The organism is Streptomyces sp. RK62 (assembly GCF_018070255.1).
GTDB classification, from domain to species: Bacteria; Actinomycetota; Actinomycetes; order Streptomycetales; family Streptomycetaceae; genus Streptomyces; species Streptomyces nigra.
In genome coordinates this window covers 79,864-95,051 of the sequence record NZ_JAGPYD010000002.1, presented here as the reverse complement: position 1 = coordinate 95,051, position 15,188 = coordinate 79,864, and the positions used below count along the sequence as shown (strand labels likewise).

Sequence of the window (15,188 nt, the reverse complement as noted above, 5' to 3'; positions counted from 1 at the left end):
CAATGGCAGCATGCTGAAGAACGTGGCGGCCGTCCTGCTCGACGGCGTACACCCCTTCGAACTCGGTGTGGTCTGCGAGGTGTTCGGCATCGACCGCAGCGACGAGGGCCTGCCCACGTACGACTTCGCGGTCGTCTCGGCCGAGGGGCCGACGCTGGGCACCCACGCCGGCGGGCTGACCCTCTCCACCCCGTACGGTCTGGAGCGGCTGGAGGAGGCGGACCTGATCGCGGTGCCGGCCGGGAACGCCTACCTCACCCGTGAGTTCCCGCCCGAGCTGCTGGACGCCCTGGTCAGAGCGGTCGACCGGGGCGCCCGGGTGCTCAGCGTCTGCTCCGGGGTCTTCATGCTGGGGGCGGCGGGCCTGCTCGACGGGCGCCGGTGCAGTGTGCACTGGCGGCATGCCGAGGAGCTGGCGCGGCGGCACCCCCGGACGACGGTCGAGCCGGATGTGCTCTACGTCGACGAGGGGCCGGTGATCACCAGCGCCGGCACCGCCGCCGGCATCGACGCCTGTCTGCACCTGGTGCGCAAGGAGCAGGGCCCGGAGGTCGCCAACAAGATCGCCCGGCGGATGGTGGTCCCGCCGCACCGGGACGGCGGCCAGGCCCAGTACATCGAGCGCCCGCTGCCCGCCTCGTCCTGCGACACCGTCGGCGAGGTGCTGGCCTGGATGGAACGGCACCTCGACGAGGACGTCACCGTCGAGCAGCTCGCCGAGCGCGCGCTGATGTCCCCGCGGACCTTCGCCCGCCGCTTCCAGCAGGAGACCGGCACCACCCCCTACCGCTGGATCCTGCGGCAACGGGTCCTGCTGGCCCAGCAGTTGCTGGAGGCGACGGACGAGACGGTGGACGCGATCGCCGGCCGGACCGGGTTCGGCACGGCGGCCGCGCTCCGCCACCAGTTCGTACGGGCCCTGGGGACGACCCCGCAGGCCTACCGGCGCACGTTCAAGGGACCGGAAGCCGCCTAGCCCTGTCGGCTGCGGGGTGTCGTCCGCAGCCTCAGGTCGTGCGGGTGGAGGGTGATGCCGACCCTGGTCCCGTCCTTCGAGCCGGATGTCTGCTCGAAGTGGTACGAGGTCGCCAGCGCCGCCGTGACCAGCGTCAGCAGCGCCATCGAGAAGTGGTCGCTCGGGCACTTGCGGTTACCGACGCCGAATGGCGTCATGGCGTACTTCGGCACCTCCTTCGCCCGCTCCGGCAGCCAGCGGTCCGGGTCGAACCGGAGGTGGTCAGTGTAGGACCGCGGGTCGCGCTGGACCGCGTACGGGCTGTAGACGATGTCGGACCCGGCCGGAATGCGATAGCCACCGAGTTCGGTGTCGGCGACCGCACGCCGGGTGAGAATCCAGATGGCGGGCCGCAGCCGCATTGCCTCGATCACGACATTGTTGGTGTGGCGCAGGGCGCGGACGTCCTCGAATGCCACCGGCCGGCCGGCGGTCACGGATTCAACTTCCGCGCGCACCTTGTCGGCGTGTTCCGGGTGCTCGGCGAGCACATGGAGCAGCCACATGATCGTGGACCCCACGGTTTCGGCCCCCGCGGTCAGAATGGCCACGACCTGGTCGTGGATCTCCTGCTCGCCAATGGGGTCGCCATTGCCGTCCGTGGCCTCCAGCAATGCCGTCAGCAAATCGTTCGGCTTTTGACCGGATGCCCGGCGTTCGGCGACGATCTCGTCGACGATGAGATGGAAATCGGCCAGGGCGCCGTTGAATCGGCGGTTGGCCGGGAGCGGCAGCCTGTAAAGCGGCCCGAGCGGGATCACCATCCGCCGGTACATGCCCCGGAACAGCGTGTCGAGCGCCGCGGACAGCCGCTCGGCGCGTTCGTCCATGTACGCCCCGCGCAGCAGACAGCGGGCGGCGACGCGCACGGCGATCCGGAAGGCCTCGGTGGTGCAGTCGATGATCTCGCCGGCCTGCCACCGCCCGGTGAGCGCGTGCGCCTCCTCCTCCATGACCGGCGCGTAGCCGGGGATGGCGTCGAGCCGGAACGCGGGCTGCATGGTGCGGCGCTGACGGCGGTGCCGGGGCCCGTTCGCGGTGGCCACGCCCTCCTTGCCGAGCAGCTCCTCCAGCGACTCCCACAGCGGACCGGCGATCTCGAAGTCGGTGCTCAGCGCCAGTGCGCCGGTGAGTTCGGGGCTGGTGACGGCGTACAGCGTCTTCGGGCCGAGCCTCAGGCGGACGACCTCGCCGTGGTCGCGCAGCCCGGACATGAAGGCCAGGGGATCTCGGACCATGCGCCAGGCGTGGCGCAGTACGGGGACCCCGCCGCCCGCGAGGGGCGGCTCGCGCAGTTCGGAGGACGGACGGGAGCCGGTTCCCGGGGGTGCGGACTCGACGGTCATTTCTCACCTGCCGCTTCGTTGCTGACGTACGGGGGCGTGGACCGGTCGTCCCAGCTGTCGACCTTGTACCGGCCGGACTCGTGGTGGAACCAGTAGACCGAGCTGAACCAGTTGCGCATATTGCCGACGCAGGTGCGCACGGCGGTACCGAGTTCCTTTCCCTGCCGGGTGCCGTCGGCGAGGGAGTCGGCGAACATCAGGGCGTCGCGTTCGGCGACGAGGAATGCGGAGACACAGCCGTCGATGCGGTGCCGCATTTCGACGATGGCCTCTTCCAGGGTCAGCCGTTCATGGGTGACGAGACTGATGCCGAGATTGTGGACCTCGTCGCCCGCTATTTCCTTCGGGAGGGAGCACAGGTCGTTGTACCAGGCGGCGAATTCCTGGCTCAGTAATGCCGCCCTCCGGTATGCGGGATGCTTTCTCACGAAGTCGGGGAGTTCGCGTTCCGCGCTCGGTTCGAGAAGGTCGTTCCAGATGTGGTGGGCGAAGGTGAGCCGGCGCAGGGCGAGGTATTCCTCGACGGTGGGGATACGCCCTTCGGTGCGGTTCACGAATTCCCGGTCGTACGCCTCGATCACGGCGTGGAAGTGGCGGGCGAAGCGGGCGTTCCAGCCGGGCGACAGGAACGAGTACAGCCGTACGAGGCTGTCGGCCAGCCCCGCCACCAGCGGATCGGGGTGCCCGAGGTGCCGCTCGGGCGCGTCGAGGGCGGTGTGCAGCCGGGTCCGCAGCCGTCGCCAGGCGGCCGGCCGGCGGTGGACGATGTCGCGGTCGTGCCGGTCGTCCCAGACGAAGAACCACGCGCTGTAGTCGGCTATCGCCTGCAGGACGGCCTCGGGGGCCTCGGTGTAGTACCCCGCCATGAGATCGGTGTAGCAGAGGCCGTCGGCATACTCCTCGACCTTGTCGGCCGGCATGAGCCGTTTTTCGAGGAGCCAGGTGCGGGTCTTCTCCTGGAGCCGGGGCCAATAGGGATGGAGTTGCCTGGGAAACGCTTCCTCGATCACCGGAAGAGAGAGCGCTGGTGGTACCGGTACCGCTGTCGGTGTCGATGTGGTGCCGCGTGAGAAAGCATGCACGAACAAACCCCTCTCAGCCCGCCGGTCGGTCACGCCCTCCCCTGCGCCGGGCGTGCACCGTCGTGTATCCCCGCACTTCCATTCAGCACCACAACTGACCGTTCTGGGAACGGATTTGCATCATTCACTACCCCTACAGGACCGCAGTCCCGCTGTCATCGGCGGGACGCGCTCGAACAGATGACGGAGACGCGAACGGCGCCCGCCCGGGACGAAGGTCCTGGGCGGGCGCCGTACGGATGCGGCCCGTGGGCGCGAGGGGGTCAGTCGTTGGCGACGACCGGGTAGCGCGGCTCGTTCTCGGCCATCTGCCGCAGCGCGTCCTTGCGCTCCCGCTTGGAGAGGCGGTCGATGTAGAGGTAGCCGTACAGGTGGTCCGTCTCGTGCTGCAGGCAGCGGGCGAAGTAGCCGGTGCCGCGCACCTTGATCGGGTTGCCCTTCTCGTCCTGGCCGGTCACCTCGGCGTAGTCCGGGCGGGCCAGCGGGGCGTACGCGGTCGGCACGGACAGGCAGCCCTCGTTGCTGTCGTCCAGGCGGCGCCGGTCCGCGGGCAGCTCGACGAGCTTGGGGTTGCAGACGACACCGACGTGCCGCACGCCCTCGTCGTCCGGGCAGTCGTAGACGAAGACCTTCAGGTCGACGCCGATCTGGTTGGCGGCCAGGCCGACGCCCTCGGCGGTGCGCTGCGAGGCGAACATGTCGTCGACCAGCTGCCGCAGTTCGTCGTCGAACTCCGTGACGTCCTTGCACTCCTTGTGCAGGACGGGGTTGCCGACGACCGTGATGGGCCGCGAGGTGCCGCGCTCGCGGTACGCCTGCTCGCGCTCCTCGCAGTCCTCCGAGTCGATGACGAAGCCCTCGTCGTCGACGGGGAGCACGCCCGCGTGCTGCTGATCGGTGTCCTGCTGGGCCATGACAGACGTAAGCCTTTCCTGCACAAACCGGGGATCGGACGGACGGTGATGCTGATACAGGGTACGGGGAACGCTCAGCAGACCTCTTCGAGATCACGCCAGTCACGGCTGTCCGGGCTGTCCGCGACCCAGCCGTCCAGCAGCCCCCGGACCAGCGCGGCCGGCGCGGCGACCCCGCACTCGCGCTCCGGCACCCACAGCTGCCCGTCGGTGCGGTGCCCCAGCGGACCCGGGTGGCCGGGCTCACTGTGGTCGTGCGGGTCCAGATGCTCCCCGTCGCCCTCGTCGGACGGCATCCGTGACTCCGAGCACATCCGGCACAGCAGACGCACGGACGACGACCAGTCCTCCGCGGCGAACCCGGCGTCGGCCGCGAGCTGCTCCAGCGCGTCCCGGTCGGACTCGGTGGCCGCCTCCAGCAGGACCACCCAGGTCGGGACGGGCGACGGCGCCCACAGCTCGATCTCGTCGAAGACCGGGAAGGAGTGACCGGACGACGTGGTCCGCTCCCCGTGGGGCACCCCGTCGTGCAGCACGACCTCGCCCCAGCGGCGGCCGGACGACGGCAGCGGGATCGACAGCACCTCGATCCGGGCGGGGTCCAGCCGCCGCCCCCACACCACCTCGGCCTCGCCCTCCGGGGAGAGCCGTACGGCCGCGCTGCCCAGGTCCATCCCGGCCGGCTCACCGGACTCGGTGGCCCCGCCCGGCACCCGCAGGCCGTACGCCTGCCAGGCCCGCCGGGCCAGCGGCCAGTCCTGCAGCGCGGTCGCCGCGATGCCGACGTTCCACCAGTCGGGGGCGCCGGTCTCGCGGTCCAGCAGGGCCACGGCCCGCAGCCCGGCGGCCCGCGCCTGCTCCCAGTCGTGCCGGAACTTGTGCAGCAGCGCGAGATTGAACCAGGACTCGGACAGCCAGGGCTCCAGATCGGCGGCCCGCGTCAGCAGCGCGCCGGCGTCCTCGTACCGGCCGTCGCCGATCAGAGTGAACGCCCGGTCGGTGGCCTGCCGCCAGGAGGCGGAGGGCCGGTGCCGTCCCTTGCCGAAGATCCTCACGATTCCCGCCTGCCAGTTCCGTGGAGTGGGCTGGCTAGTGCTGCCCCCGGACACCCTTTCCTTCGCATCCAACCACGTACGGCTGGAAGGGCGCTCATTACCCATGGGTTACCCAGCCACAGGCATGCTCAGACCGTCTCTGGACAGGACCCGCGCGAGCGAGCCGACCACCTCCGGGGCGTACTCCCCGGCGGTGCCCAGGCGCAGTTCCTCCAGGGCCGCCAGCGCCCCGCCGGGCCCCGCGTCGCGTGCCTTCTCCTCGTACGCGTTCACCGCGCGCACGATCCGGGCGGCGACCGGCTGCTCGGCGCAGGGGTCCGCGAGACGCTCCACGATCAGCGCCACCTGGGGGCTCACGCCGGTCTGGCGGACCACGGCCCCGCCGAGCAGCGCGATCCGCCGCTGCTCCTCGGCGGGCAGCCGGGCGGTCGCCCCGGCCGGCACCGGGTCGACCAGGCTGAGCTGCCCGATGTCGTGCATGAGCGCCGCGTACTCCAGCACGGTGAGCTCCGCCTCGGACAGCCCGAGGTCCCGGCCGACCTCCCGGCTGAGGGCGGCCACCCGGCGGGCGTGCCCGGCCGGGGTGTACCCGGCGATCTCGGTGGCCCGGGCGAGCGAGGCGATGGTCTGCCGGTAGGTGGTCCGCACGGCGGCGTACCGGCGGAACGACATCTGGGTGAGCAGCAGCGGCACCGAGAAGACCGGCAGCGCCCACAGCCCGACGACGGCGACGGCGAGCGCCATCACCGCGCCCGTGGCGCAGACCGCCGACCCGATGCCGAGGGTGGCCCGCAGCTCGTCGCGGAGCAGCGGCCCGAACGGCCAGCCGGTGCGGGAGTGCGCGAGGGCCGCGGCGAGCAGCGCGTCGCACAGGAAGGTGAGGGTGAGGACCGCCGCCAGGAGCAGGGCGTAGGAGGTGCCCCAGCCGTGGAAGGCGCCCTGGTTGTAGAGGGGGTGCAGACAGACCGCGGCGAAGCCGGTGGTGAGCACGCGCCGCGCGAGATGGTCCCGCACGGGCCTCCCGCACGCGATGTGCGGGACGCTCCCGAGCAGCGAGGCGGTCAGCACCACACCGACGACCTGGGTCACCCCGTGATGGGTGGCCTGCCCGCCGGCCTCCCCGAGCAGCGCGTACGACAGGGCGGCCGCGGCGCCGAGAGGTGCGGCCTCGCGGCCCTCGGCCCCGGTCCAGCGGGTCAGCTCACCGAGGACGACGAGGGCGCCGAAGGCGAGGGCGGTGCCGCGTTCGTCGAGGCCGTCGCGCAGACAGTCGAGCAGGGAGAGCCCGGCGAGGAGGGCGGCGCCGGTGTGGACGCAGCCGAGCAGGAGCGATGGCCGCGGGGCCGTCATCGGTGGGCTCCGGGGGCGCTGGAGACGGGCGGCCGGGACGGGGGCGCGCCGGCCTCGTCGGCGGTCACGGCGGGGTGCCAGCCGAACCGGCGGACGGCCCGGACGAGCGCGGTGACCATCCGGGGGTCGAACTGCGAGCCCGCGCACCGCTGGAGCTCTCGCAGCGCGACCTGGACGGGCCGGGCCCGGGAGTACGAGCGGGTCGACGTCATCGCGTCGAAGGCGTCCGCGACGGCCACCACCCGGGCGGGCTCCGGGATCTGGCCGCCCCTCAGGCCGTAGGGGTAGCCGCTGCCGTCGAGGCGTTCGTGGTGGTGCAGGACGGCGGCCCGGGCCTCGCCGAGGAAGGAGATGCCGCGGACCATCTCGTGCCCGTACTCCGGGTGCAGCTCGATGATCCGGCGTTCCTCGGGGGTGAGGGGGCCGTCCTTGCGCAGCAGCCGGGTGGGCACGCCGAGTTTGCCGACGTCGTGCAGGATGCCGGCGAAGCGCAGCACCTCCACCCGCTCGTCGTCCAGGCCCAGTTCCCGGGCGATCATCATGGAGGCGTGCCCGACGCGCTCGCTGTGGCCGCGCGTGTAGCCGTCCTTGATGTCGACGGCCTGCACGAGGGCGCGGATGGTGGCCTGATGGGCCGCGTGCTCCCGGTGGTACTGGGCGAACACCCACCACGACACCCACATGGGCAGCAGCACGAGCAGGGCCGCGACGGGGCCGTACGGGCTGTGCCAGAGGACGGCCATCATGAGTCCGGCCAGGCCGTGCACGGCGATGGGCGCGAGGGAGCGCAGGAAGAGACCGCGCCAGGCGCGGCGCGCGGGCACCCGCTCGGCGAGCGTCAGGATGCCGCCGTCGAGCAGGGTGAGGACCAGGCAGAACGCGACGACGGCGGCCCCGGCGGCGGCGAGCGCGCGGGGGAACTCCGACGCGGTCACGGCGTCCGGCTCGCCGAGCGCCCCGTAGACCCCGGCGGCCGCCGACACGGCGAGCACCAGCTGGGAGGCCCGCCACAGGCGCCGCGGTCCGCGCGGCCGGCGTCCGACGGGTCCGAGCAGCGCGCCCGGCACCGCCACGAGCGCGGCGGCGGGCGCGGGCAGGAGGAACGCCCCGGCCAGCAGCACGGGGTAGAAGGTGCCCGACAGACGTCCGCGGGCGGCGACGCGTCCCCCGCCGGCGTACAGCGCGGCGAGGAGGGCCACCGCCCACCAGGGCGGGTGCGCGGACCGCAGGGGCACCAGACAGAGCGCCGCCGCGAGGGCGGCACAGGCGACATACACACGCCCCCGTGCCGGCAAGCTCTCCATGCCCGGCCCCTCCCCCACCGTCACCTGCTCAGCTCACGCGGAGCCTAGGTGGGTGTGGGGGCGGGTGCGGGCGTGTCGCCCGCCTTTCGCACGTTCGGGTGACGCGGGGCGTCAGGTCTCCTGCGGTGCGGTGGCCACGTCGTGGTCGGGCACGGCCTGTCCGGAGCGGATCAGGTCGAGCCGGCCCAGCACCTTCGCGCGCAGGTCCGTGGGGACGTCGTCATGGCCGCAGCAGCGCTTGACGAGCTTCTTCACGGCCTCTTCGAGTCCGTACTTCTCCAGGCACGGCGAGCACTCCTGGAAATGCTGCTTGAACTTGACGCGGTCGACGTCCGGCATCTCGCTGTCGAGGAACTCGTAGAGGTGGTCGAGTACCTCGGAGCAGTCCGTCTCGTGCGGCTCTCCGCAGCTCATGAGCCCGAGCCTTTCGCTTCGTCCGACTCTCCGGCGCCGGCCGGGACCAGCCCGCGCTCGCGGGCGTAGTCCTCGAGCATGCCGCGCAGTTGACGGCGGCCCCGGTGCAGCCGGGACATCACCGTTCCGATGGGTGTCCCCATGATGTCCGCGATCTCCTTGTACGCAAAGCCCTCTACGTCGGCCAGATACACGGCGATGCGGAATTCCTCGGGGATCGCCTGCAGTGCTTCCTTCACGTCCGAGTCCGGCAGGTGGTCCAGCGCCTGCGACTCGGCGGAGCGCAGTCCGGTCGACATGTGCGACTCGGCGCGCGCCAGCTGCCAGTCCTCGATCTCCTCGGCCGCGGAGCGCTGGGGTTCGCGCTGCTTCTTGCGGTACGAGTTGATGAAGGTGTTGGTGAGGATCCGGTACAGCCACGCCTTCAGGTTGGTGCCCTCGCGGAACTGGTGGAAGGACGCGTACGCCTTGGCGTAGGTCTCCTGCACCAGGTCCTCGGCATCGGCCGGGTTGCGCGTCATGCGCAGCGCGGCCGAATACATCTGGTCGAGGAATTCGAGCGCGTCCCGCTCGAAGCGCGCGGTGCGCTCGGCGGTCGTCTCGGGGGACGTGCCCACGCTCGTGCCCAGGCCCTCGGGCTGCTCCGCCTGGCCGTTGTCGGTCCCTGCGTCGGTACCGGGAACCGGACCCACCTCCTCAAGATTCCGGGCAGGGCCGAATCCGGCCGTGCCTGAATCGGAGGATAGACGACCTGCCGTACCTGCCGCCCCTCGAACAGGGGCGGTCTTGGCCGCGTGCAGCACCGTCCAGTCCAGGTCGGCACGGCTGCTGCGACTCGGGCAGAAGGTCGAACCCATGCGGCGGACTTCCTCTCCAGCGACGTCGGTGCCGGTGCGTGGGCACCGCTGTCCGCCACAACAGAGGCCGGGGCCGCAACATTCCCGAGTCTTTACCCCAGTGACCCGGCCCACCCGACGACCGCGTCCGTGACGAGGGACACGGCCTCGTCCTGGGTGAGGGGCGCCCGCTTGGGCACGGCGAACCCGTGGTCGCCGTGGGGCACCTCGACCAGTTCGTAGGGGCCGTCGGGGAACTCCTCCGGCCTGCCGAAGGGGTCGTTGCCGCCCTGGACGACGAGAGTGGGCACGCCGGCGCCGAGCAGTTCGTCCGCCCGGGACTTCTCCGGCTTGCCCGGCGGGTGCAGGGGGAAGCTGAGCGCCAGTACGGCGTGCGCCCCGAGCTCCACGGCCGTGCGGCAGGCGACGCGGGCGCCCGCGCTGCGCCCGCCGGAGACCACGGGCAGGCCCGGCGCCGCGAGCGCCGGCCACACTCCGCGCCACCCGGTGTCCAGGGTCTTCGGCGCGGGCGCCACCTTCTTGCCGGCCACCCGCCAGGGCTGCTCGACGAGGGCGACGCTCACCCCGTGCCCGGGGAGGGTCCGGGCGAGCGCCACGAGGTCGCGGGCGCCGATGCCGCCGCCGGCGCCGTGGCTCACGGCCAGCACGAGCCGGGGCCGGGGCGCCGGGTGCCAGGTGACACGGGCGTCCCCCGCGTCCGTGGCGATGGTCTCGATGATCTCGGTCGTCACGTCAGAAGAGTGTGCCCTCTTCGGGGCCGTCGAGCTCCTTCAGCAGCTCCGGGCCGTTGTTGCGGACGTTGCTGACCAGGGTGGAGACCGGGTAGGCGCGCATCAGCCCGGACGGCGGCGGCGTGAGGAGCGAGCGCAGCTCCTCCGGGTCCTGGCGGGCGGGGTCCAGCCAGGCGTCCCAGCGGTCGGGCGTCAGCATCAGCGGCATCCGGGGGTGGATGTCGGCCAGGGAGCGGGGGCCCTCCTCGGGCGCGACCGCGAGCGGCTCGGTCTCCGCCTCCGTGGTGATCACCGAGCAGGTCACCCACCAGGCCCGCGGATGGTCGTCCGGCAGGGTCCGGTCCCGCCAGAACTCGTACAGCCCGGCCATCGCGAAGACCGAGCCGTCGGCGGGGAGCACGAAGTAGGGCTGCTTGCGCGGCCGTTTGCGCTTCCCCTCCTGCTCCAGGTCCAGCTCCTGGCGGCCGGTGACCCACTCGTAGTAACCGTCGGCGGGGATGACGCAGCGCCGGGAGGTGAAGGCCCGCCGGTACGACGGCTTCTCGTGGACCGTCTCCGCGCGCGCGTTGATCATCTTGAAGGCGCTCTCGGGCGTCTTGGACCAGCTGGGGACCAGTCCCCACTTCAGCTTGCGCAGCTGCCGAACCGGGCGCGGGTCGTCCGCGTCTTTCAGGGGGCGGTCCAGGACGACGTGGACCTCCTTGGTCGGCGCCACGTTGTAGTCCGGCTCCAGGGTCTCCTCCGGCTCCCACTTCTCGACCTCGAAGATCGCCGCGAGGTCCTCGGGCCCACGACTGGCTGCATACCGTCCGCACATACGTGCCACACTGCCAGATTCCATCCACCCCGAGGGAGTCGACGCCTCATATGGACAGCACCGCATCCGCCTCGCTCGCCTCGCTGTGGGACGAGGTCTCCGGTACGCAGACCGACCCGGACCTGTGGGTGGTGATCGCCACCCTGGTGGCGGCGCTCGCCGTGGTCGTCACGCCCGGCGCGTGGCGGCTGGCGCGCAACGCCATCACCATCGCCCACGAGGGCGGGCACGGTCTGGTCGCCCTGCTGACCGGCCGGGCGCTGACCGGGATACGGCTGCACTCCGACACCAGCGGCCTCACGGTGAGCCGCGGCAAGCCGTACGGCCTCGGCATGATCCTCACGGCGGCCGCGGGCTACACGGCGCCGCCGCTGCTGGGGCTCGGCGGTGCCGCGCTGCTGTCCGCCGGGCGCATCACGCTGCTGCTGTGGCTGGCGACGCTCCTGCTGCTGGCGATGCTGGTGATGATCCGCAATGCCTATGGGGCGCTCACGGTCTTCCTGACGGGCGGCACGTTCGTGGTGGTCTCGTGGCTCGCGGGACCGCAGGTGCAGGCGGCGTTCGCGTACGCGGTGGTGTGGTTCCTCCTGGTGGGCGGGGTTCCGCCGGCCTTCGAACTGCAGGCGAAGCGGTCGCGGGGCGGGGCCGGCGACTCGGACGCGGACCAGCTGTCGCGGCTCACCCATGTCCCGGCGGGGCTGTGGCTGTTCCTTTTCCACGCGGTGTCGCTGTGCTCGCTCCTCGGCGGGGGCCGCTGGATGCTGGACCTGTGAGGCGCTGCGTCACAGGGCGCGGCCCCACGGCGCGGCACCGGCGGGACCGCCTGCTTATAAAGTGGGGCCATGGCCCCGAACGACGCATCCACCGCCCTCTGGCCCGCCCCGCACGCGAGCGGAGCCGTCGACGCGACGGTCCACGTGCCGGGGTCCAAGTCCGTCACCAACCGTGCCCTCGTCCTCGCCGCCCTGGCGAGCGAGCCCGGCTGGCTGCGTCGCCCGCTGCGCTCCCGGGACACGCTGCTGATGGCCGGCGCGCTGCGCACCATGGGTGTCGGTATCGAGGAGGGCGTGGGTCCGGAGGGCACCGGTGAGGCGTGGCGGGTCCTGCCCGCGGGCCTGCGCGGCCCGGCCACGGTCGACGTCGGCAACGCCGGCACGGTGATGCGCTTCCTGCCGCCGGTGGCCGCGCTGGCCGACGGCCCGGTCCGCTTCGACGGCGACCCGAGGTCGTACGAGCGTCCGCTGCACGGGGTGATCGACGCGCTGCGCGTCCTCGGCGCCCGGATCGACGACGACGGCCGGGGCGCGCTGCCGCTGACCGTGCACGGCGGGGGTGCGCTGGAGGGCGGCGTGGTGGAGATCGACGCCTCGTCGTCGTCCCAGTTCGTGTCGGCGCTGCTGCTGTCGGGTCCGCGCTTCAACCAGGGCGTCGAGGTCCGGCACACCGGCTCCACGCTGCCGTCGATGCCGCACATCCGGATGACCGTCGACATGCTGCGCGCGGTCGGCGCCCAGGTGGACACCCCGGAGTCGGGCGGTGAGCCGAACGTCTGGCGGGTCACGCCGGGCGCTCTGCTCGGCCGCGATCTGACCGTCGAGCCGGATCTGTCCAACGCCCAGCCGTTCCTCGCGGCGGCGCTGGTGACCGGCGGCAAGATCCTCATCCCGGACTGGCCGGCCCGCACCACGCAGCCCGGCGACCGGCTGCGGGAGATCTTCACCGAGATGGGCGGCTCCTGCGAACTGACGGAGTACGGGCTGGTCTTCACCGGCTCGGGCGCGATCCACGGCATCGACGTGGACCTCGGCGAGGTCGGCGAGCTGACGCCCGGCATCGCGGCGGTCGCGGCCCTCGCCGACTCCCCCTCGACCCTGCGCGGGGTGGCGCATCTGCGGCTGCACGAGACGGACCGGCTGGCCGCGCTCACCAAGGAGATCAACGAACTCGGCGGCGATGTCACCGAGACCGCCGACGGCCTGCACATCCGCCCGCGCCCGCTGCACGGCGGCGTGTTCCACACCTACGAGGACCACCGTATGGCGACGGCCGGCGCGATCATCGGCCTCGCGGTCGAGAGTGTGAGCATCGAGAACGTGGCGACGACGGCGAAGACGCTGCCGGACTTCCCCGATCTGTGGACCGGGATGCTCGGGGCGTAGGGCTCGGGGACACAGCGATGCGCCGCTACGGCAAGCACACCGACGAGGACGACATCCGCACGCGCCCCGGCCGTCGGAACACCCGGCCCCGGACCAACATCCGCCCGAAGCACGAGGACGCCGCCGAGGGCATGGTCCTCACCGTCGACCGTGGGCGGCTGACCTGTCTCGTCGACGACCGGGTCGTCCTCGCGATGAAGGCCCGCGAACTGGGCCGCAAGGCCGCGGTGGTCGGCGACCGGGTGGCCCTGGTCGGCGATCTGACCGGGAAGAAGGACACGCTCGCGCGGATCGTGCGCATCGAGGAGCGCAGCTCGGTGCTGCGCCGCACCGCCGACGACGACGACCCGTTCGAGCGGGTCGTGGTCGCCAACGCCGACCAGCTCGCCATCGTCACCGCCCTCGCCGACCCCGAGCCGCGGCCCCGGCTGATCGACCGCTGTCTCGTGGCGGCCTTCGACGGCGGCCTGGAGCCGCTGCTGGTGCTGACCAAGTCCGACCTCGCGTCGCCGGACGAACTGCTGGAGCTGTACGGCGCGTTGGACATCCCGTACGTCGTCACCAACCGCGAGGAACTGGCCGACGGCGGCGCCGCGGACCGGGTGCGCGAGCATCTGAGCGGCAGGGTCACGGCGTTCGTGGGCCACTCCGGCGTCGGCAAGACGACGCTGGTGAACGCGCTGGTTCCGGAGGATCGCCGGCGTATCACCGGACACGTCAACGCGGTGACAGGGCGCGGCCGGCACACCACCACGTCGGCGCTCGCCCTGCCGCTGGGCGGGGCGGACGGCTGGGTGGTGGACACCCCGGGCGTACGGTCGTTCGGGCTCGCCCATGTCGACCCGTCCCGCGTCATCCACGCCTTCCCCGACCTGGAGGCGGGCACCGAGGGCTGCCCGCGCGCGTGCAGTCACGACGAGCCGGACTGCGCGCTGGACGCCTGGGTGGCGGAGGGTCACGCCGATCCGGCGCGGCTGTACTCGCTGCGCCGGCTGCTGTCGACGCGGGAGCGCACGGAGGGCGACTGACCTCCGCGTTGTTTGTCCCCCCGTGAGTTAGGTAAGGGCATAATCGCACTGAGCGAGCTCCAAGCTTGGCCAAAGGCTGACGAACCTGACATAGCGGTCACCGAACCTGGGGATACGGGAGGACAGCACATGGCGTGGCTGCTGGTCATCGTGGCGGGGCTGCTCGAAACCGGCTTCGCCGTCTGTCTGAAACTGTCGCACGGCTTCTCACGGCTGTGGCCGACCGTGGCCTTCTGCATCTTCGCGCTCGGCAGCTTCGGTCTGCTGACCCTGTCCTTGCGGAAGCTGGACGTGGGTCCGGCCTACGCGGTGTGGACGGGCATCGGGGCGGCGGGCACCGCGATCTACGGGATGGTCTTCCTCGGGGACATCGTCTCCACGCTGAAGATCGTGTCGATCTCCCTGGTCATCCTGGGAGTGGTCGGCCTCCAGCTGTCCGGATCCGCGCACTAGGTGCATCGACCCGCAGGGTTGTTGACGCGGGTCAGTCTTTCAACTGCCGGTCCAGCGCGCCCCGTACGAGCTCGGCGACCCCGTTCTCGCCGGGCGGCGGGGCGGCGACGCAGGACAGGGCGAGCCGCAGGGCGAGTTCGCAGCAGCGCGCGAGACCGGCGGGGTCCGGTTGGGCGGCACCGGACGCGGCGAGCACCGTGACGGCCCGGTCGCGCACCATGGCCACGAAATCGCCGGGCGCGGGCAGCGGCCCGTCGGCCCTGCGCTGGGCGGGCACGGCCGAGGAGGACGGCACCGCGGACAGCGTCGGCGCGGGCAGGCGCTCGCTCCAGCAACCGGTGAGCAGGGCGCGGACCACTGCGTTGTCGCGGGCGAGCCGCGCGGTCCAGTCGGCGGTCGCGGTCAGCCGGTCGCGGGCGTCACCGGTGGTGGCGAGCGCGCGTTCGACGCCCGCCAGATAGGTGTCGGCCTCCCTGCGGACCAGCGCGCGGGCCAGGCCCTCCTTGCTGCCGAACTCGTTGTAGAGCGTCTGCCGGGACACCCCGGCCGCCGCGGCCACGTCGACCATCCGCACGGCCGACCAGGGCCGGCGCGCCAGCGCCGTGAAGGCGGCGTCGAGCAGGGAATCCCGCGCTGCAGGCATCATCGCCTCCTGGGGCGAGC

16 protein-coding genes are annotated in these 15,188 nt (G+C 72.2%); 5 read left to right on the top strand and 11 right to left on the bottom strand.

The genetic code is table 11. The features are described 5' to 3' along the window. Nucleotides 1-10: 10 nt before the first annotated feature. The gene (locus tag KBY32_RS04180; protein ID WP_055624152.1) at nt 11-976 is read left to right on the top strand and encodes a GlxA family transcriptional regulator; all 966 of its coding nucleotides are present in this window, start codon (nt 11-13) and stop codon (nt 974-976) included. Here KBY32_RS04180 and KBY32_RS04175 read toward each other — a convergent pair. From KBY32_RS04175 to KBY32_RS04130, 10 genes are all read right to left on the bottom strand, one after another. Further along, nucleotides 973-2,361, bottom strand: a complete 1,389-nt coding sequence (locus KBY32_RS04175; RefSeq protein ID WP_210978929.1) for a cytochrome P450 — start codon at nt 2,359-2,361, stop codon at nt 973-975. The two genes, KBY32_RS04180 and KBY32_RS04175, sit on opposite strands and share 4 nt — an antisense overlap. Next, a complete protein-coding gene (cyc1, locus tag KBY32_RS04170) occupies nt 2,358-3,443 on the bottom strand; it encodes an epi-isozizaene synthase (protein WP_210978928.1) in 1,086 nt (361 codons plus the stop codon). The genes KBY32_RS04175 and cyc1 overlap by 4 nt, the downstream gene beginning before the upstream one ends. A 263-nt stretch (nt 3,444-3,706) precedes the next feature. After that, entirely contained in the window at nt 3,707-4,357 is a 651-nt protein-coding gene (def, locus tag KBY32_RS04165) for a peptide deformylase (protein WP_055624155.1), read from the bottom strand. Between the two features lie 74 nt (nt 4,358-4,431). Further along, a complete protein-coding gene (locus tag KBY32_RS04160; protein ID WP_055624156.1) occupies nt 4,432-5,412 on the bottom strand; it encodes a hypothetical protein in 981 nt (326 codons plus the stop codon). A gap of 108 nt (nt 5,413-5,520) precedes the next feature. Next, complete coding sequence (locus KBY32_RS04155; protein WP_210978927.1) at nt 5,521-6,762, bottom strand: HD-GYP domain-containing protein; 1,242 nt, start codon at nt 6,760-6,762, stop codon at nt 5,521-5,523. Next, nucleotides 6,759-8,066, bottom strand: coding sequence for an HD-GYP domain-containing protein (locus KBY32_RS04150; RefSeq protein WP_210978926.1), 1,308 nt, complete (start codon nt 8,064-8,066; stop codon nt 6,759-6,761). The genes KBY32_RS04155 and KBY32_RS04150 overlap by 4 nt, the downstream gene beginning before the upstream one ends. Before the next feature lie 111 nt (nt 8,067-8,177). After that, nucleotides 8,178-8,480 carry a mycothiol system anti-sigma-R factor gene (gene rsrA, locus KBY32_RS04145; protein ID WP_055624159.1) on the bottom strand — a complete coding sequence of 101 codons (303 nt, stop codon included), beginning with the start codon at nt 8,478-8,480 and terminating at the stop codon, nt 8,178-8,180. After that, on the bottom strand, nt 8,477-9,172 hold the full coding sequence (locus KBY32_RS04140) for a sigma-70 family RNA polymerase sigma factor (RefSeq protein ID WP_055624160.1): 696 nt from the start codon (nt 9,170-9,172) through the stop codon (nt 8,477-8,479). Before KBY32_RS04140 ends, rsrA begins: the two co-directional genes overlap by 4 nt. A gap of 257 nt (nt 9,173-9,429) precedes the next feature. Further along, a complete protein-coding gene (locus KBY32_RS04135) occupies nt 9,430-10,068 on the bottom strand; it encodes an alpha/beta family hydrolase (protein ID WP_210978925.1) in 639 nt (212 codons plus the stop codon). A gap of 1 nt (nt 10,069) precedes the next feature. After that, nucleotides 10,070-10,885, bottom strand: coding sequence for an SOS response-associated peptidase (locus tag KBY32_RS04130; RefSeq protein WP_210978924.1), 816 nt, complete (start codon nt 10,883-10,885; stop codon nt 10,070-10,072). Nucleotides 10,886-10,935: 50 nt separating this feature from the next. Between KBY32_RS04130 and KBY32_RS04125 the strand changes: the two genes are divergently transcribed. The 4 genes from KBY32_RS04125 to KBY32_RS04110 all read left to right on the top strand — a co-directional run bounded on the left by KBY32_RS04125 (nt 10,936) and on the right by KBY32_RS04110 (nt 14,525). Continuing rightward, entirely contained in the window at nt 10,936-11,658 is a 723-nt protein-coding gene (locus KBY32_RS04125; protein ID WP_210978923.1) for a M50 family metallopeptidase, read from the top strand. 69 nt (nt 11,659-11,727) lie between these two features. Continuing rightward, a complete protein-coding gene (aroA, locus tag KBY32_RS04120; protein ID WP_210978922.1) occupies nt 11,728-13,044 on the top strand; it encodes a 3-phosphoshikimate 1-carboxyvinyltransferase in 1,317 nt (438 codons plus the stop codon). A gap of 17 nt (nt 13,045-13,061) precedes the next feature. After that, the gene (rsgA, locus tag KBY32_RS04115) at nt 13,062-14,072 is read left to right on the top strand and encodes a ribosome small subunit-dependent GTPase A (RefSeq protein WP_210978921.1); all 1,011 of its coding nucleotides are present in this window, start codon (nt 13,062-13,064) and stop codon (nt 14,070-14,072) included. A 129-nt stretch (nt 14,073-14,201) separates the two neighbouring features. Further along, nucleotides 14,202-14,525, top strand: a complete 324-nt coding sequence (locus KBY32_RS04110; protein ID WP_108708595.1) for a multidrug efflux SMR transporter — start codon at nt 14,202-14,204, stop codon at nt 14,523-14,525. Nucleotides 14,526-14,556: 31 nt separating this feature from the next. Here the strand turns inward: KBY32_RS04110 and KBY32_RS04105 are convergent, their stop codons facing one another. Next, complete coding sequence (locus KBY32_RS04105; protein WP_210978920.1) at nt 14,557-15,171, bottom strand: TetR/AcrR family transcriptional regulator; 615 nt, start codon at nt 15,169-15,171, stop codon at nt 14,557-14,559. Nucleotides 15,172-15,188: the final 17 nt, after the last annotated feature.